Consider the following 18,334-nt stretch of genomic DNA (forward strand, 5'->3'; position numbering starts at 1 on the left):
ATAATCGAAAAATCCAAATCCGGTATGTTCACCTGTCACAAAACCCGTTGTTTATTAATACGGTGCAAAATGAGATTTTTGATCTATCTCGAGTATTTTTTTGCAGTGCAGTTTCATAAAATTCACGATTCTGTCATGATTCTCGACCTAGTATGAAGGGACAAAGAGAGAAGAAAATATGACTAAAAAGAATAAGCCGACAAAAATAGTGTTGGCACACATCAACGACACCCACTCATACTTTGAACCAACCTCGTTACAGCTATCACTTAAAATGAACAACCACATCATTGAACCTTATGTCAGTGCTGGTGGCTTTGCTCGAATTTCAACACGCTTCAAACAAATAGAACAAGATGCCCAGCGTCAGAAGGTTGGAACCTTGTTCTTGCACGCTGGTGACTGCTTCCAGGGCACGTTGTACTTTTCCTTATTCAAGGGAAAAGCCAATGCCGATTTGTTGAATGCCCTTAATATAGATGCCATGACGCTCGGTAATCACGAGTTAGACATGGGTAATGAGCCCGTTGCGATTTTCGCGAAAAGAATCAAATTCCCGCTGTTGGCCGGTAACTGGAATCTATCGAATGAGGATATCAATAAAACTCATACGCTAGCGGACAACGACATTGTTAAGCCTTATCGGCCTGAAACACGAAGTGCTTCTTTTATAACGAAAGAGTTTGATGGCGAGAAGGTCGCAATATTCGGCTTAAGCATCGACAAGATGGCAGGCATCGCTAACCCAGATATCGATACACCGTTTGAAAATGCTTTGGAAACAGCAAAAGCGACCATTGAGCAAATCCATCAAGCAGGTATCAACAAGATTGTGTTACTTAGCCATCTTGGTTACGAAGCTGATTTAGAGTTAGCAGCCAACGTAACAGGTATTGGTGTCATCGTTGGTGGTCATAGTCATCGCTTACAAGGTGATTTCTCTGATATCGGCTTAGTTAAAGATGATGAATACGGTGTGAAAATTGGCGATACCTATGTTGTGCAAGCGGGTTTCCACGCCATGAGCTTAGGACACTGCGAAATCGAGTTCGATTCTCAAGGCAAAGTGACGCACTTCAATGGTAAAAACGAACTGTTATTAGGCCGTCGACTCTTTATAGACGCGAAACTGAGTGAAGTAGGGCAAGACGATGCCCACGATATGGCGTGTGAGTTTTTAAACAATCACCCTAATATTGCAGTGTGTAAGAAAGATCCTGAGCTGCAGAGCATTCTGACGGATAAATACCAGCCGCGAGTTCGAAAGCTTCAGCAACAAGTGATTGCTCATGCAGACACTAAACTTCGCCATGTACGTATTCCAGATGCTAAAGGCCCGAGTCAACTAGCCCCCTTGGTTGCTGAATCATTTCACCATCTAATGAACAAGAAAGGGCATCAGGTTGACTTTGCCATTCACAACGCCGGTGGTGTAAGAAATTCACTGAACAGCGGCGATGTCTCTGTTGCCGATATTGCCGGAAAACTACTACCGTTTGCCGTACCTATTGGTGTGTATGAAGTAAAAGGTGAAACGATCGCTGGCATGCTTGAAGGTGCAATCAATAACGCGATTGATAATGGTGTCGTGGGCACAGGTTCAGGTAGCTTTCCTTATACACATAATTTGAGGTTTTGTTACCACAAAGAAGCGCCTATAGGACACAGGATTCACCATCTAGAAATTCGCTCTGATGATTCAGGTTGGCAAGCTGTTTCTCGCAACCGTATTTACCGGGGCGCGTCGTCAGCCTATACAATGAAAGGCAAAGAGGGCTATAACGCTGTGTTGGATATGATCGGTGATGGCACGGTCACCACTGACTCTATGGCAGACTGCTTCATCGAGTTTCTGCAAGACCACCCAGAGTCGCTTCACCTCAATGAACCGTTGAATTGCATGGAGTGTTTTAGATAACTAAAGCTGATACTGATATTTAACACTATTACTTTGGGTTATTTATAAAATTGGCATTGTTTATGCTTTATCTCTGCAGGTCGCCTTCTTGTGGAGATATGCATGGATAAGAAAGATTGGTTAGATGCGGTAGCGGTTGTCGGTTGGGTATCAGTTTGGTCAGCGTTAGTGTATTTAATACCTGCCGCAGGGCTGTAAATTGCTCTTTTTGCAACTTCATTACGCAGTGCAATAGTGTGTTTGACTTGCGAATTTATTCTTATAATCAATTCGCGTGTCTATTTGACAAAGTGGCATCAATCAGAAAGGAGCGTTTGCTCCTTTTTTGCTTTTTCCGTGCAAATTTATATAGACGAAACACAACCAGAGGATTATTATCCACGCGTTTGGGGAGTAGTTAGCGCAAGTTTACATATCGTCATCTCGTTAGGCCAAGAGTCTATCCGGTATGTAAAGGTGAAATCCCATATTTCACTTCAACGAGACCAACGCAATCACAGTCAAGATCCGTAATGGAGCTTGATATGCTTTGTTTGCGGAAGGTCTTTGTACAGTTCTTCCGCCCGGAGGAATAATGAACTCAACTCAATCTCTATTATCTACAAATAGTGAATCCTTTTTTTCATCGCCAATCATGACGACTTATGCGGGCTTTTTCCTGCTAACGGTTATTCTCGTCTCTATTGATATCTATCAGACTCGTGGCGGTAACGTTACTATCAAGAAAGCGGCAATCTGGAGTGTTTTCTGGTTTGTTCTTGCGTTTTTGTTTGCTGGCTCGATTTACCTATTTTGGGACATTTATGCGCCGAACAGTGACTACACAGCGCAAAAAGCAACCGTGTCATTCATTACGGGTTACTTGTTAGAAAAATCCCTTAGCGTAGACAACTTGTTTGTTTTTGCGATGATCTTTGCTCAATACCAAGTTCCTGAGTATCTAAGACCTCGTGCGCTTCTTTGGGGCGTAATTGGTGCATTGGTGCTTCGTGCAATTATGATCGCACTAGGCGCACAGCTATTGGCGGAATACCACTGGGTGCTTTACGTGTTCGCTGCGTTCTTGATTGGTACAGGTATTAAGCTGGCATTAGACAAGGGCGAAGAGGAGAGTGTGAATACTCTGCCTGAAAAGCTACTTCGTAAAGTGATGCCGGTAACAGAGGACTTCCATGGCCCTGCATTAATGGTTAAACAGGGGGCTAAATGGGCATTCACTCCAATGATGTTGGTCATCGGTGCGATCGCAGTCATGGACGTGATGTTTGCATTAGACTCTATCCCTGCGATCTTTGCGGTAACACAAGAACCGTTCTTGGTACTTGCGGCTAACGTGTTTGCGTTACTTGGTCTTCGCTCGTTGTATTTTGTACTGCAAGGTATGATGGACAAGTTCATCTATTTGAAACCCGCGCTTTCATTCATCATGGTGTTCATTGGTGTGAAAATGCTTCTGGTTGATAGCGAGTGGGCTATCCCAACTTACTGGTCATTGGCGGTATTGGTTTCTACGATGACGATTGCGGTTATAGCGTCGGTTTATGCGAAGAAGCCAGGCATTGAACAAGTAAATTAAAAACAAATATAACTTATCGAAAAGTCGATAATGAACACGTGGCTGATGAAGTGGAAAATTTATTTATGTAAATTTTCTGTGATATTGGCCACTGTTGTTTACGGGGTATTTGTACTAAATGCATGATTTAAACACTATATTGAATTTGTACTCACATAATCTGCATATCTATTTTGTGGCATTGTTAATGGTTTGTTTTATTAGAAAAACTAATCCCAAAATCTAATTTTAGTCATTTTTTAACCTGCAAAAGATCACCTATTATTCTTGTCATCAGAACGAAACACATTAATAAATTTATAGAGAGGCAATCATGGCTCAAGCAGTACAAATGAATACTATCGCTGTTCCTAACTCTATGGATAAGAAAACCTACTCGGTTAACTTCAAAGGATTGATTGCACACATTTTCGATATTCTTTTCGTAGACAACTCTCCACGTAGTTACTACGCAAGCGACCTATCTGGTCACATGCAACGCGATATCGGTATTAACCGTTAATCTCAGCGTTAACATGTAAATATAGAATTTTAAGAAAACGCCAGCCTCTAAAGCTGGCGTTTTTGTATCTGAAATAAACTCAATCTCTTCGTAAACTAAGCACCTGAAAGAAAAACCTAGGCATAACGGTCTGTATTTGAGCGTCATTCAATTCGCTTTGTACAAGGATCTCGGTATGTCACACGCCAAACGCAATTCATCATTGATTAAACTTTGTTTATTTGCCTTACCGATCGGCTTCTATTCCTCAGTGTCGCTTGCACAAACCTGGAGTAATGAAGGCCAGCCCGCACAGGTTATCGAGCTCTTCACCTCTGAAGGTTGTTCAAGTTGTCCTCCCGCTGATGCGTATCTAAGTACATTTGAAGATGACCCACAACTGTGGACACAAGTTATTCCGCTTGCCTATCACGTCGATTATTGGGATTACTTAGGTTGGGGCGACAAGTTCGCGAGTAAGGCGTTTAGTCAGAAGCAACGCTTGTACAAAGCTTATGGAGTAACAAGTGGGGTTTACACACCCGGCTTTGTTGTCGATGGAAAAGAGTGGCGCGGTTACTTTAACTGGTTAGACAGAACGTTGCCTTCGCTCAAACAACAAAATAACCCCAAGCTAACGGTCAACTATAAAGGCGATACGTTCAGCGTAAGTTACGAAGGCAAAGGGGATTATGTTGCTCATATAGCTTTGCTGGCGATGAACGAAGTCACCAGCGTTAAGGCGGGCGAGAACAGGGGTAAGAAACTCGAACATGATTTTGTTGTGGTTTACGATGGTTATCAGCGTGGTGAGTCTGAATGGCAATTTAATATCAATTTTGAGCCACTTGTCGCTACACCAGACGCAGTCGCTGTTTGGTTAACCGAGCCGAATTCGTATGCACCGGAACAAACGGTAGCAGGTTGGCTGAACTAACTGCAACCCACGACAATTGTGTAGCTGGAATACTCTTAGACGAAGTTGGTACGGCGAGTATCGAGGTTCTCACATCGATAACTTCGCTTCTGACGGATATTAATCAGTGAAATAGAAGCGAAAGGGCGATTTAGTTACGTAATACTGCTGAAATACGTTAATATAGCGCGCTATTATTTTAGCTTTGAGTTCCTGCAATTAATGACTAACACCACTACACCAACCAACTTCTCTGATCTTGGCTTAATCTCTCCTTTGATGGCTCGTTTATCTGAGCTTGAATACCAACAGCCAACGCCTATCCAAGCGCAAGTTATTCCAAGTGTGTTAGCAGGACGCGATTTAATTGCAGGCGCAAATACCGGTTCAGGTAAAACCGCAGCATTTGCTCTTCCACTGTTACAAAAGATTCATGAAGATGCCCCTCTGGACCGTCGTTCAGGCAAAGGTAACTTTGTTTCTGGCCTTATCTTGGTTCCTACTCGTGAACTTGCTAAACAGGTGGCTGACAGCGTTAAGTCTTACGCTGTGCATTTCAATGGCGCGATTAAAACGGTTTGTGTGTTTGGTGGTGTATCGGTAAACACTCAGATGCAGGCGCTACGTGGCGGCACTGATATTTTGGTGGCAACACCGGGTCGTCTGCTTGACCTTATTTCAAGTAACGCTATCAAACTAGATAAAGTGAAAACGTTAGTGCTTGATGAAGCTGACCGAATGCTAAGCCTAGGTTTTACCGAAGAACTTGATGCAATCTTGAAGCTCTTGCCGAGCAAAAAACAAACCTTGTTGTTCTCTGCAACTTTCCCAGAGCAAGTTAAAACGCTGACTCACGAACTTCTAAGCGATCCAATTGAAGTTCAACTTCAAAGTGCCAATGCGAGCACACTGGTTCAACGTGTATTCGAAGTAGAAAAAGGTCGCAAGACAGCGTTACTCGCACACCTAATTCAACAACATGAATGGCGCCAAGCTCTGATCTTCGTTAATGCGAAGAACAGCTGTGAGCACCTAGCAGACAAGCTTTACAAGCGCGGTATCATCGCAGAAGTATTCCACGGCGATAAAGGGCAAGGTTCACGTACTCGTATCCTAGAAGATTTCAAATCTGGCGAGATTGACGTTCTGATCGCGACAGACATCGCGGCACGTGGTCTGGATATTGAGAAGCTTCCAGTGGTAATCAACTTTGACTTACCGCGTAGCCCGTCAGACTACATGCACCGTATCGGCCGAAGTGGTCGTGCAGGTGAAGTTGGTCTTGCGTTATCTCTGATCGATCACGAAGATTACCACCACTTCAAAATCATCGAGAAGAAGAACAAGATTCGTCTTGAGCGTGAGCAAATTGAAGGCTTTGAAGTGGATGACGAAGCGACAGCTGAACTGATCGCAGCACTAAAACCTGTTGCGCCACCGGCCGGTACTGGCAAGAAGAAAAAGAAGAAGAAAGCTCCAAAAAACCAAGATGTGTGGCTGAACAACAACTGATCTTGAGTCAGCAAGCCATATAAATCAATAAGTAATAGACATTCAAAAGGTGCTTAATTGCGCCTTTTTTGTGTCTGTAGGGCTGGGATTTGAGTCGTTAATAAACGACTGTTGCGGTGTTAAACAACCCGATAATCCGTTCGAAGGATAGCGTCCTACATAAGAGATTCAGCGATTTAACGCTTTGCTTATAACCTGTTCGGGTTTTGAGCAATTGGGTAACCGCGTGAAGACCTCGATTAAACAATTAGTGCTGGCCACTTCATTTTTCCTGTTTACCCAACACTCTTCTAGTGCTGCTGAATTTGAGGTTAAAGGGGTTAATAAAACTCTCACCGAAAATGTAGAATTATATTTAGAACCTTTAGCCGATGTTCCTGCATCACAGCTATCGAAAACGAAGCTATCTAAACGTATTCAAGATGCACTCAACCCTTATGGTTATTATCACCCACAGCTCGATATCGACCTCAATGATTCTGATAACGTGATCATTAACATCGATTCTGGTCCTGTCATGCGCATCGCAGAATCGATAGTAAAAATAACAGGTGAAGCTAGCCTAGATGCGGAGTTCATCAATATACTCAATCAAAGCAAGTTAGGCTCAGGTTTAACTTTGTCTCACCAAGAATACGACCAAACTAAGCGTGCGATTTTCTCTTTAGCAAAGCGGAAAGGTTATTTTGACGGCAGGTTTATCGAGTCAAAGATTGAAGTTATTCCTAGCGAGAACATCGCGAATATACACTTGTATTTTGCAAGTGGTCCACGCTACAAGTTCGGTTCTATAAGTATTCCTGATGATGGGGTTGACCCTACTCGTATCGAGAAAATACCCACCTTTAAAAAAGGTGATGACTTTGACACCATCAAGTTAGGTGAACTGCAATCTGATTTGTCAGACACTCAATGGTTTCGAAGTGTCATCGTACATGGTGACTTTGACAAACTTGATGACAACCTAGAAGTTCCAATTGAAATCATTGCCGAGCCAAGTTCTCGAAATATCGTGCAGGTCGGTGGCGGCTATTCTACTGATCTCGGTTTGCGCGCCTCTCTCAGTTGGTCAAAGCCTTGGTATAACCGGAGAGGCCACAGCTTTGAAACACAGACATATTTGTCTGAACAGGAGCAATCACTTCAGTTGGGGTACAAAATCCCCACAGAGAAAGTCACAACGGATTACTTTGGTATTCAGTTTGAATCGAAACGAATTGATCATCGAGACACCAATAGCTTTACAAACGATCTTAAGTTCGAACGTTACTGGCAATTAGACAGTGATTGGCAAAGCACCATTTATGTCAGATACTTGCACGAACAGTACCGTCAGGCGTCTGAGGAAGAGCAATCGCAATTGCTGTTACCTGGCATCAGTTTTTCTCAGGTTGATCGTAAAAATGATCAGTTGGAGCTCAATCATCGACACATCTATTCTGTCGAGTATTCTGACCCTAGTCTGTTCTCTGACTCAAGGCTGTTGCGGTTGGAAGGAAACAGTGTCCTTTCATGGGATATTAGTGACAGGCAGAAGCTCCATTTCCGCTCCAACGTAGGCATCAACATTGCCAAATCATTATCTGATGTGCCGTCGTCACTGCGGTATTTTGCTGGTGGCGATGGAAACCTGCGAGGTTATGGTTACGAATCTATCTCCCCTAGAGACGAGAATGGTGAACTAACGGGGGCACGTTATATGTTAACTGCTGGGCTCGAATATCAGCATCAAGTCTATCGTTCAATTTGGTTGGGCGCATTTCTTGATGTGGGTGATGCATTTGATCAACAAGCGGATTGGAAGCGTGGGACGGGCGTGAGTTTGATTTGGAACTCACAGTTAATGCCAGTTAAGCTCGATTTTGCTTACGGCTTAGATGCGCCTGAAGGCGACGAATTTCGTATTCATTTTTCCTTGGGTACTCAATTCTGATTTTTGTACGCTGTTTATGCACTCGCGAGGATGCGAACCATCTAATAGGATTCAAGTAAATCGAAAGAGCGTAATAACCTTTGTGCTTTAGCAAACACAAAGGTACAAACAATGAAAAAGCTACGATTCGGTGTATTTGGTAATATGGGCCCTGAAGCAGATGCTCTGTTCCAAGATATCGTCGCCAAGAAAGAAATTGAACACGGCGCACTTAAAGACTAAGACCACATGGCCATGATAGTGGTGAAAAACTCAGATATCCCCGATCGATCTGAAGTGATTAACGAAGGCGGTACCGATCCTGTGCCTGAACTGATTGAGTCAGCGTGCATTTTAGAACATGCCAATGTTCAGTTTGGCGTAATGACCTGTAACACCGCTCATTACTTTAGACCTGAGGTTCAAAAGCACACCAACGTTTATATCGTCGACATGCTTCAAACCACCGTTGATCAAATCAAAGAGCAGAACTCTGAATCTGTTGTTGGTATTTTATGTACCAACGGCACATACAATTCGGGAATCTATGATCGTTACCTAACGGACGCGAATCTGGTGTTCGTTAAGCCAGATTCCTTTGAGCAAGAGCATAACGTGCATAGTGCTATCTATGGTGAAGTAACCGGTGAGATGACAGAGTGTGGACAAGCAATCCGAGAAACCAACGGGATCAAAGCGGGCGAGTTTGAGCGTAATGCCGCACTGCTTGCTGTAGCGATTCAATCCATCGTAGAGAAGGGCGTTGATACGGTTATTTGGGGATGCACGGAACTTCCTTTGGTTAGAAAGCAACTTGAAACAGCATTTCCAACAGTCACTTTTATTGATGATCCTATGGAAGCGGTAGCTGAGCGTGTCGTTGATATTTACCGTCTCGCTGAGCAATATGTGGAGCGTGGACATGTGGATTACAACATTAATGATGTTAATTCGATCTTCACAACGCTTGATATGGTGAACTACGTAGCCCAAAGAGCGATGACCTACCGTCTATAAGCTCAGATACGTGTATTTGAAACATGAAAAAGCCGCGAATTACGCGGCTTTTTTACATTTGGACTGGAGAAAATTAAAAATTAAGATTCGAAGCTGAACACTTAAAGCTCGAACTCGCCATTCATTTTTCGAAATAACCAATCAGGTACCTTGTTCCATGAGCTGTAGTTCGGGTTCTTAGTATGGATTTGTTCCTCTGAAGCCCAGATGGTGTCACCTGATTGTTCTCGCGACACAGCCCAGAACAACTCCTCTTTCTGACGTGTTAAGTAGTGTGTCACTTGCTTCGCAAACTCTTCACTGTCAACCAACACCCCAAACTCAACGTTGAGAAAGTCTGATCTTGGATCGAAGTTAGAAGAGCCAATATAGGTGACACGCTCATCTAAAATTACTGTCTTGTTGTGGTAGTAGGTATCAACATGAAAGTAGTGATCATCATTGATCGCTTGGCTTTTGTACTCATAGATACTTACGCCCTTGTCGAGTAGAGTCTCACGGTGTTTTTCGTAATACGCAGGCACAAAGCCCGAATCATTAGAAGCCGATGAATTCGTCAGTAAGGTGACTTCGGCTTCGCTCTCTCTAAGTGCATCGACGAATACAAACTTGTTATCGCTTGGCACCATATAAGGCGTAGAAATAATAACCTTAGAAGGTGTCGGTACTTTTTGCTTCATCAAGTGTTCAATACGTTGGCGAAAGTAGGGCTTGTTGTCATTGAGTTTCTCCAGTGAGTCAAATACCGGCGTGACAGAGGCTGAAATGAACTTCGGTTGGTTTAAGCTCTTTATCTGCCTTTCGACTTCAGACGTGATCAATGCTTGATTCTTTTCACCTTTGTTCAACGCTTTGGTGAACGCTTGGTATTGCTCTTTCTCTTTGATTTTAATGCGTTCTTGAATTGGCACTACATGCTCACTGTTCCACAACGCTTGGTAGTTTCGGTCGAAAGCAGCAATCACGTCGCCTTTAAACAGCACATCCATATCAAAGAAGTTGGCACTTTCGCTGTAGCCAAAGTAGTCATCACCGATGTTGCGCCCACCGAGGATCATCGATTGGTGATCAACGTTAAAGTATTTCTCATGCAGTCGATTATCTAACTGTTTTTGATGAGTAGAGAAGTTGAGCGCACGACCAATCCAGCCAGCTTTACGTGACTCAAAAGGGTTGAACAGTCGAATCTCAATATTGGCGTGTGAGTCCAACTCCGCAAGCCATTTGTCATTGAATACCAACAAGTCATCCAGTGTGAGGCGCACGGCCACATCGCGGTCAGCGGCGTGTTTCAGCTCGTTTAACAGCATCAGACCCAGAGTGTCGTTTTCCCAAGAGAAGTAAGTCATATCAATCGAGTGTTTTGCTTGGCGAACCAGATCAATGCGGCGCGCAAAGGCTTCAGGCGCACTCGGGATCAAATAGACTTCGGCTTGATGTTCTGTGCTTTGCCAGTTAGCTTCGAAGTCAGGTTCAACATCGGGGTAAGGTTGGGCACATCCTGTGACCAAAGCAATCAACATTATTGTGCATGCTGTTTTTAGTTTGCTAAGTGTCATAACTAACCTGCGTTTAAACATAAAATTTGGATATAGAAACGGCCAGCGAGCTGGCCGTTAAAGTAGGAAGGGTGTTGAATATGTTTAGTTTAGGTACCAGTCCCAAGGCATAAGACCTTGCTCTGTTAGACCCGTTAAGCGACCTTCACGAAGCTTAGGATCAACACCTGGGTTTGTGACATAGTCCCAGTCGAAGGTAGTGCTGTTGTCGCTGAATCCTGCACCATCAATGACAAGCACATTGTCGGTAGCATCGCTGTACTGGTAGCTCTGGAACAATTCATCGCTAAACCAAAGACGCGACATTTCGTTCATAAGGGCTTTATCTTTGCTTGATGGATTTACTTCGCTTCCATCAAAACGTACAGCTTTGTTGAACATAAATGGCAGTTCTGAACCGTTACATGCACCGCTGATGCAACCAATCGTTTTGAATAGATCAATGATTGACAGTTGGTCGTATTCGCCCGTTTCTTCATTTAGACCTGTTTTATAGTTCCACATGTTAAAGCTTGGTTTGTGCTCAAAGTGGTATAGCGTTGCTTCTACTCCGCTGTTTGCTGCCATGTGACGAGCTGGACCATTGAACAAGGTGTCATTTAGCAAGGTTTTAAATTGCTTCATGTTGTCAAGAGCGCCACCAAAGCTAGATTCTGAGTTAGGGTAGAAATCAGTTAGAGCCAGAATATCTTGGGTTTGCTGGTGGCTAGTGATCTCAACAATGTCGACCAAGCAACCTACGGTACCCGCAATATCGTTGGTATCAATGCATCCAGTCATTTCAAGTAGATCACCTTCTAGCTTGGCACCATAAAATAAGCCCGTTACTGCGCTGTACGCACTGCTTGGCAATACAAGATCTGCTGAAACTTCATCACTTGCTTGCTCAGATAGTTTTTGTTTCAGAAGAACGATGTTGTTTTCATCTTCTAACCAGTTAACCATAGCTAGAGCTAGCTTTGTTGGATCTTCGTTAGTAAGCAGTTCAGGTTCATCATTTGTTAATAACTCGATGACCGTCGGGATTAAGAACGTAGCGCTAAATAGCATGCCAAAGCTGTTCGCTTCATGTGCATTTTCACCTAGGACAGTTGGTACTGATAAGCCTGCTTGCGTTGGTGATTTTGCTGATTCTCTACAGCTACCAAGGAAAGTTTCTTCACACAATATGTAAGGAGCATAAGGCATCAGGTTTGACATTGGCGTCTCATCTGCGGCTGGGCTCAGAATTGGGATTTGCAAAGAACCTAACAACCAATTTTTTAGCTGTTCAATACCATCCAAAGCTGTTTCTTGCGACGCCATGATCTCGTCGACCGAAGTGTCTGCATCGAAGTTATTGTTGCGGCTCTTAGCAACGTCATAACTTGGATACTCGAACCCATAAGGGTTGCTTTGCATGATTGCACGTTGGAAATATTGACCTGCGATATCGTCATCTTGCTGCAAGAAACCAATAGACATAGCACCAGAGCCTTGACCCATAACGGTTACGTTTTGAGCATTACCACCGAAGTCAGCGATATTGTTATGTACCCACTCTAAGGCGCGCTTCTGGTCACCTAGGCCATAGTTGCCATCTTCGTTCGCGCCTTTAATCCATTGAGTACCTAACTGACCAAGACGGTAGTTAAAGCTTACATAGATGAAAGGCTTACCATCGTCGCTTCCTTGAGCAACCACGGTATCACCGTGCACAAGTGCTTCAGAACCTGAGCCATATTCAAAGTCACCACCGTGAATGAATACATAAACCGGTAGGTCTGCATCAGCATCTACGCCTACTGGGCGCCAAATGTTAAGGTTCAAACAGTCTTCAGATTGTGTCTGTGAAACGGTCTTCAATTGAGGACATGCATCACCAAACGAAGTGGCATCAATGTCACTCCCAAGATCAACCATTTCACTGTGCTCAAAACGCTCTGCATCGGCAAATTTAATGCCTTTAAAAGACTCAACTGAAGCCAGTTTGTCGTCTTCGGTATTCGACGTAATAACCAGCTCTTCTTTGGTCGCTTTGATACTTGCGTCGCCGATTTGAATAGTAAAGGTTTCCGCAGGGGCAGGTACGAGAGGTTCAGGTTTGTCTGGCATTGGAACCGTTGGTTCAACGTCTGTGTCACAACCAGCAAGAGCGGCCGCAATAGCGAGCGCGATGAGAGAACGATATGCAATAGTCATAAAAAAGGTGTCCACAATAAAATTTGGTAAAGTAACGAACAGCGCATCGATACCGTCAAACCTGTCCTTCCATCAGGTGATTCGCTCCATCATTGGTGCGTTTGACGTGGTTGTTTATTTCACTTGCTCTCTGTTGAAAACAAGGGGGCGCAATGTCGTTGGTATGATGTCGGCGCAAGTAAACGTGAGATTTACACCGATATCAGAGTTCAATGAGCTAAGAGCTTATTAGGTCTAGAAGATCAAACGTTCTAGAAGCGATAGCCAAGGTTCAATGTCACAGCCGAACGAGTTTCACCTTTGTTGTACAACACGGTCATGTTGTAATGCTTGCCAATCTGTTTGTTGACTCCGGTTAAAAATGCCCACTGGTTAATGTCGACACCAACGTCGTAATCAAACTCAATATCGTCTGTCTTTACAGTACCTTGCATACGTGAATCTAAACCTTGGTATTCAGCACCAACGAAGAATTGAGCGCGATAATCAACTAATTGGTAGCCCAACATTGGCTGAATCGTGACAATGCCGTCACCCCAATCATCCATCCCTTTCAGACGGGTTTGTGAATAGGTGCCGGTCAGTGATGCAAAGAACTCTTTGTAACCAACAGATAGTGTTGTACCCGCACCGCGTAAGTCATATTCGAGATGCAGTGGTACATTTAAACGCCCACTGTTACACAGTGCTGATACGCCCTCGCACAGTTTGTCGCCTAGACCAGGTAATTTGTTATTGAGTTTATCTTGTAGATATTCTCCCGCAGCGCCGGTGTAAGAGGCATCAACATTCGCGTCAACGTTTACCTTTCCTACATATCCGAATACATTCCAGAACGGCAGAATATTCACATCACCACGTATTGAAAGACTTTCTGCTTTAACCGTTGCAACGCTATCTTCAGGGTCGAACAGGTCATTCAAGCGCACACCGCCAATCACGTAATCGGTCATAGGAAGGTTCATGTCTTGATTGCGATAAGCAACTGAAACACCGAATGGTAATGGCAAATCGATACCTTGACGACGCACCATGTCACCCATTAAAGGGAATACTCGATCTAACTTAACACTCGCTTCTTGCATACGAGGATCTGAAACTTCTTTTAGACGCTCTTCATGCAGGACATTAACGCCGTTGTCGTCTTCATAAATTGCGACGGGTTCAGTTACAGCGCTCATGGTCATCGGTTTCGTTTTAGACGTACCCTCGATGTTAGTTGTCTTACGTTCAATAACGACTTTACCAGAGTCTAACGTTTGGAAATCAATCACTTGGTAATAGGTATCGACTTTTGACTTACCAAGATTAAATGGCTTGTCGTTGGTGATTACCATGCGTTTTGGTGTGCCGCCTACAAGTTCAATATCAACATTCAAGAAACGGAAATAGGCGATGTCTTGTGGTAAGCCGTATTTCGAATAGTTGAAGCTAATGGTCACGTCGCCGTTGTCTTTTTCATTGACTTTCACTGACGATGGATCGAAGCTTTCTGCATAATTTCTTAGTCGATACTCAGTGCGCGTAAACTCTTCAATTTCATCGATCAGTTTTTCGTTTTCATCCAGCTCTTGCGGGTTGTATTTGACGCGCAGGTCGATGTTGCCTTTGCTGTCTGTGTTTTTTATCAGATAGACGCTTGAGTCACGAACCTCATCGCCAATTTGTATGGTTCGATGTGCGTGTTCAACTAGGTGTTCGCCCTGTACGAGCGAACTGATTGCTAGCTTTGGTAAATCATGACTGATGCCATATTTGTCAAATAGTGCTCGACCTTTTTCCATAACTTCGCTGTAAGTATTGGTTTCTGCCGCAGACGCAAAATTGGGGGTGGTAAGTAATAGGGCGCTCGCTAACACAGAAAGAGTATGGGTCTTACAGGCGCTGGTGCGTATTTCAAAAAAACTCATGACGGTTCCCACGCTGAGTAGCCTCAAACCTTCGAGACTCAAACAGTCGATGTAATACTGAACGTCGTGTTCAGTTGTTATATATTCATCCGTTAGGATTGCTAGTGTGAATGTCGCGACTAAAAATGCATTGCGTCAATCAATGAGAGGATTTTAAGAGGAGGTGGCAGATCGCGTTAATCGCTTTTGATGGACGCTATCCTCACTTAGTAATAATTAGCGTTAATTAATTGATTTATAATGATTTTCAATAGATAAAAAACGGCCTGTGAAGTAAAAATACTTGGCAGACCGTTTTGTTGTGAGTTGTTAAGCGCATTTAGTTCTAAGCAGTTACCCTCACTCTAAATAGATCAGTAAACAACTTCGCTATCATCAGAATAATCAAAATGTTTACGAGCATCAAAAGTGGCGTTTCAATTCCATAAACAGGTGTGAGGTTGAGCGCACCAGATGTGAGAACAACTAATAAGTTAATACCCAATATTCGGTGTACCATGAGCTTAGGTGTCGCGAACACTTTCCATATCACCATAATGTTAAGGAAGTAGAATAGTCCCAGCTCCCATAGTTCTGTCATTAATGGCATCACAAAGATGTATTGCAACAGAACCACCGACCCTGTACCCAACACACCATAAAAAGCGTCCTTAATAACGCTTGGTGGCATGGTCGGCACCATAGAAGAGAATACACCGGCTAACATAGGAAATATGAAACCACCTGGAACTGGAAGATAAATCCAAACCAACAGCGATGTGATAAACATCGACACGCCTTGCAGCACTTTGCGCCCATCTTCATTCAAATGTTCAACAAACGTGCGATGTGCATGATGCCAAGACACGTCTTTATGATCACCTATGACATTGAGTTCACCCTCAACAAGAGATTGTTCTGGTGTTAATACATCGAACGTCTTCAAGTTGTGAGTAAGAACTGCCCATTGGATATCTAAGTCTGATTCGCTGTTACTTTGTTTGAGTAATGTATCTTGGATATGTACCATTTCATCGATACGCAAGCGCCATGTTTGGATGTTCTCTTTAAGGTGGTAGCTTCCGGTCAGTGGCAGATCTAAAAGTTGATACAGCTTATCAATATTCGCGGTGTTGCTTTCAAGTGCGACAATGTCGATGTTGTCTGTTTTTTCCATCGCATCTAACAACGCTTGTTTACTGGTTTCGAAACGTTGTACAAAGTTGAGTTCAGTATTCACAGGCCACACGATGCGATACACAATAGAGAACACAACAACACCTAATAGTGTTTCTTGAAGTCTAAGTACAGCAAAGTGAAAGGTGGTTTGGTTATCAAACCCGCCCAGACAAGCAACAATCGAACACACGGTAAATCCTATTGAAAAGATGTAGCCGTATTTCTCGTCACTAGACATGAAAATACAAGTGCCTAAGAACACGGTAAGAAATGTTAGAAACAAAAATCGATCTTGTGAAAACATCGCAATGAGGAAAAAGGCATAACCGGTCCCTAACAAGGTTCCCATTAACCGGTTATGGCCTTTGTTTATTGAATGGGCGAAGCTCTCGTTCAATGCCATCACTGCGACGGCTATCGCAGCCCAATACGGTTTTTCCCAACCCAACCACAACGCTAGGCAGATTGCGATAACGATAGAGAGTGCGACTTTAATCGCGTCTTTAGTCGATGCAGTGAACATAAGAATCACCTAGCTATTTTTGATTATTTTGATCGAGGCAGTCATACCAACACGCAGTTGTACGTCTTCTGGTATTTTGTCTAACTTCACTTTGATAGGGATGCGTTGAGCTAGGCGTATCCATTGGAAGTTTGGATTCACGTTTGGCAATAAATCATTACCTGTGCTGCCGTCTTGCTTCGCGATACCAAAACCAATACTTTTGATATGTCCTTCTAGCTGAACATTGTTGTGCATCATTAAGGTCACATAAGCAGTGTCCTGAGCATCGACACCGACTAAATCAGTCTCTTTGAAATAACCTTCAATCCAGAAGCTATCTTCATCAATTAGCGCAACCACAGGTGAATTCGCGACAACTTGAGAGCCAACACGTAGGTTCAGATTGGTGATATAGCCGTTAGTAGGCGCATATACCTTGGTGTACTCAAGGTTGAGATGTGCTTCTTCTACGTTCGCTTTTGCCAGTTCGACATTTGCGGCGCTGGTTTCTACCGCGTTGTTCAAGTTGTTTAGTGTCAGCACGGGCACGGCACCGGGCGTTCTTTTCTCTAAATTCAACGCGCGTTGCTCTTCGTTTTTGGCTTTGGCGAGTAGGGCAAATGCTTGTTTTTGAGTCGCAATTGCTTTTCTGTAGGTCGCCTTGTAAATACTCGGATCGATTTCAAAAAGAAGATCGCCTTTTTTTACCTTCGAGTTGTCTTCGACATGCACTTCAATGACTTGACCCGTGACTCGAGGTGTAATCGAGACGATATAAGCGCTGACTTGTCCGTCTCTGGTCCATGGGTTACTTGAGTACGACTGGTAATAGCTATAAACCACAGTTCCCGCAGCAGCCAATAATAAAAGTGTGATGAGATAACGTTTGATCACAGTAAGTGCCTCAAAAAATGGTAATAAAATGGCCGATAGCGCCAGTAAAAATCACGATCAAGCTCAGTTCTGCTATTGCAGGAAAGGCGACGTACTTATGAAGGCCAAACCGTGTCGCGATTGACCCTGTTAGCATTGTCAGTATGTAAGCCAGTGCGATAACCAATAACAGCGGTGGGAAGTAGACTTCATCCCACACAAGCTCATGCGGCATGGTATTCATGGTTCTGTTCTCTATTTGTTTGATGAATGCAACGGTAACGGAGTTCGATTTATTGTGATAATCGCTTATAGAGGATCGTACCCATCAAAATCCAACTTTATTCGGTGATTATGCCAACTGCCTCTTTGTTGAGAGCCGTAAGCCAGTAAAACAACGGTAGGTAGGTTGTCGTTCTTGAAGTGGAAACACTTAATTGAAATTGATTTCGAAAATCATCTACTTTTGCCGGTTTAAGATAAATATATTTAAACCAATCACTTAAGGTGTAAATTGCACTTCAAAAACTATGCGAACAGTTAAAGTGATGATTTGATCCATCAAATGGGATTACATAATAAAACCTTTTGTTCTTAATATTCGGTTCGAAGCAACGAGATGCTTTATTTATTTTGAATAATCCAACAAATATCATTATTAAGTTATTCGTTAGATTATTTACTCCTTATATTTAGTAACAAGAGTAAACTTGTCATGGACATTATTTCTAATCTGTTTGACATGGCACCATTTGTCGCATTATTTATTACACTCTCATTGGGTTATATGGTTGGTAAAATTACTATCGGCCGATT

13 protein-coding genes are annotated in these 18,334 nt (G+C 43.2%); 7 read left to right on the forward strand and 6 right to left on the reverse strand.

Features of this window, described 5'->3' with window-relative positions; translation table 11 throughout:
- Window positions 1-178: 178 nt before the first annotated feature.
- The 7 genes from AB6F11_RS12900 to AB6F11_RS12930 all read left to right on the forward strand — a co-directional run bounded on the left by AB6F11_RS12900 (window position 179) and on the right by AB6F11_RS12930 (window position 9,332).
- Window positions 179-1,918 carry a bifunctional UDP-sugar hydrolase/5'-nucleotidase gene (locus AB6F11_RS12900; RefSeq protein WP_104216363.1) on the forward strand — a complete coding sequence of 580 codons (1,740 nt, stop codon included), beginning with the start codon at window positions 179-181 and terminating at the stop codon, window positions 1,916-1,918.
- Between the two features lie 574 nt (window positions 1,919-2,492).
- Entirely contained in the window at window positions 2,493-3,494 is a 1,002-nt protein-coding gene (locus AB6F11_RS12905) for a TerC/Alx family metal homeostasis membrane protein (protein ID WP_104216364.1), read from the forward strand.
- 313 nt (window positions 3,495-3,807) lie between these two features.
- Window positions 3,808-3,996, forward strand: a complete 189-nt coding sequence (locus AB6F11_RS12910) for a hypothetical protein (protein ID WP_017059812.1) — start codon at window positions 3,808-3,810, stop codon at window positions 3,994-3,996.
- 175 nt (window positions 3,997-4,171) lie between these two features.
- Window positions 4,172-4,912, forward strand: coding sequence for a DUF1223 domain-containing protein (locus tag AB6F11_RS12915; protein ID WP_104216365.1), 741 nt, complete (start codon window positions 4,172-4,174; stop codon window positions 4,910-4,912).
- A 201-nt stretch (window positions 4,913-5,113) separates the two neighbouring features.
- A complete protein-coding gene (locus AB6F11_RS12920; protein ID WP_104216366.1) occupies window positions 5,114-6,403 on the forward strand; it encodes a DEAD/DEAH box helicase in 1,290 nt (429 codons plus the stop codon).
- A 214-nt stretch (window positions 6,404-6,617) separates the two neighbouring features.
- Window positions 6,618-8,336: an autotransporter assembly complex family protein gene (locus AB6F11_RS12925; RefSeq protein ID WP_029235664.1), complete on the forward strand. Its 1,719-nt coding sequence runs from the start codon at window positions 6,618-6,620 to the stop codon at window positions 8,334-8,336.
- 228 nt (window positions 8,337-8,564) lie between these two features.
- Window positions 8,565-9,332: an aspartate/glutamate racemase family protein gene (locus AB6F11_RS12930; RefSeq protein WP_104216367.1), complete on the forward strand. Its 768-nt coding sequence runs from the start codon at window positions 8,565-8,567 to the stop codon at window positions 9,330-9,332.
- 101 nt (window positions 9,333-9,433) lie between these two features.
- Here AB6F11_RS12930 and AB6F11_RS12935 read toward each other — a convergent pair whose 3' ends face one another.
- From AB6F11_RS12935 to AB6F11_RS12960, 6 genes are all read right to left on the reverse strand, one after another.
- On the reverse strand, window positions 9,434-10,891 hold the full coding sequence (locus AB6F11_RS12935) for a phospholipase D family protein (protein WP_029235238.1): 1,458 nt from the start codon (window positions 10,889-10,891) through the stop codon (window positions 9,434-9,436).
- Window positions 10,892-10,975: 84 nt separating this feature from the next.
- Window positions 10,976-13,072 (reverse strand): carboxylesterase family protein, encoded by a 2,097-nt coding sequence (locus AB6F11_RS12940; RefSeq protein WP_104216368.1) that lies wholly within the window; start codon window positions 13,070-13,072, stop codon window positions 10,976-10,978.
- Window positions 13,073-13,323: 251 nt separating this feature from the next.
- Complete coding sequence (locus AB6F11_RS12945) at window positions 13,324-14,982, reverse strand: hypothetical protein (protein ID WP_104216369.1); 1,659 nt, start codon at window positions 14,980-14,982, stop codon at window positions 13,324-13,326.
- Between the two features lie 325 nt (window positions 14,983-15,307).
- Window positions 15,308-16,663, reverse strand: coding sequence for an FUSC family protein (locus AB6F11_RS12950; protein WP_104216370.1), 1,356 nt, complete (start codon window positions 16,661-16,663; stop codon window positions 15,308-15,310).
- A 9-nt stretch (window positions 16,664-16,672) separates the two neighbouring features.
- A complete protein-coding gene (locus AB6F11_RS12955) occupies window positions 16,673-17,539 on the reverse strand; it encodes an HlyD family secretion protein (protein WP_104216371.1) in 867 nt (288 codons plus the stop codon).
- Window positions 17,540-17,549: 10 nt separating this feature from the next.
- Window positions 17,550-17,762, reverse strand: a complete 213-nt coding sequence (locus AB6F11_RS12960; RefSeq protein WP_017059802.1) for a DUF1656 domain-containing protein — start codon at window positions 17,760-17,762, stop codon at window positions 17,550-17,552.
- Between the last annotated feature and the right edge of the window lie 572 nt (window positions 17,763-18,334).

It is taken from the genome of Vibrio sp. 10N.247.311.14, from assembly GCF_041467715.1.
In the GTDB taxonomy this organism is placed as follows: domain Bacteria; phylum Pseudomonadota; class Gammaproteobacteria; order Enterobacterales; family Vibrionaceae; genus Vibrio; species Vibrio crassostreae_C.

Bases quoted from the DNA above. Each gene is read 5' to 3' on its own strand.
- AB6F11_RS12900 (WP_104216363.1), top strand. From the start codon at position 179: ATGACTAAAAAGAATAAGCCGACAAAAATAGTGTTGGCACACATCAAC.
- AB6F11_RS12905 (WP_104216364.1), top strand. From the start codon at position 2,493: ATGAACTCAACTCAATCTCTATTATCTACAAATAGTGAATCCTTTTTT.
- AB6F11_RS12910 (WP_017059812.1), top strand. From the start codon at position 3,808: ATGGCTCAAGCAGTACAAATGAATACTATCGCTGTTCCTAACTCTATG.
- AB6F11_RS12915 (WP_104216365.1), top strand. From the start codon at position 4,172: ATGTCACACGCCAAACGCAATTCATCATTGATTAAACTTTGTTTATTT.
- AB6F11_RS12920 (WP_104216366.1), top strand. From the start codon at position 5,114: ATGACTAACACCACTACACCAACCAACTTCTCTGATCTTGGCTTAATC.
- AB6F11_RS12930 (WP_104216367.1), top strand. From the start codon at position 8,565: ATGGCCATGATAGTGGTGAAAAACTCAGATATCCCCGATCGATCTGAA.
- AB6F11_RS12935 (WP_029235238.1), bottom strand. From the start codon at position 10,891: ATGACACTTAGCAAACTAAAAACAGCATGCACAATAATGTTGATTGCT.
- AB6F11_RS12940 (WP_104216368.1), bottom strand. From the start codon at position 13,072: ATGACTATTGCATATCGTTCTCTCATCGCGCTCGCTATTGCGGCCGCT.
- AB6F11_RS12945 (WP_104216369.1), bottom strand. From the start codon at position 14,982: ATGAGTTTTTTTGAAATACGCACCAGCGCCTGTAAGACCCATACTCTT.
- AB6F11_RS12950 (WP_104216370.1), bottom strand. From the start codon at position 16,663: ATGTTCACTGCATCGACTAAAGACGCGATTAAAGTCGCACTCTCTATC.
- AB6F11_RS12960 (WP_017059802.1), bottom strand. From the start codon at position 17,762: ATGAATACCATGCCGCATGAGCTTGTGTGGGATGAAGTCTACTTCCCA.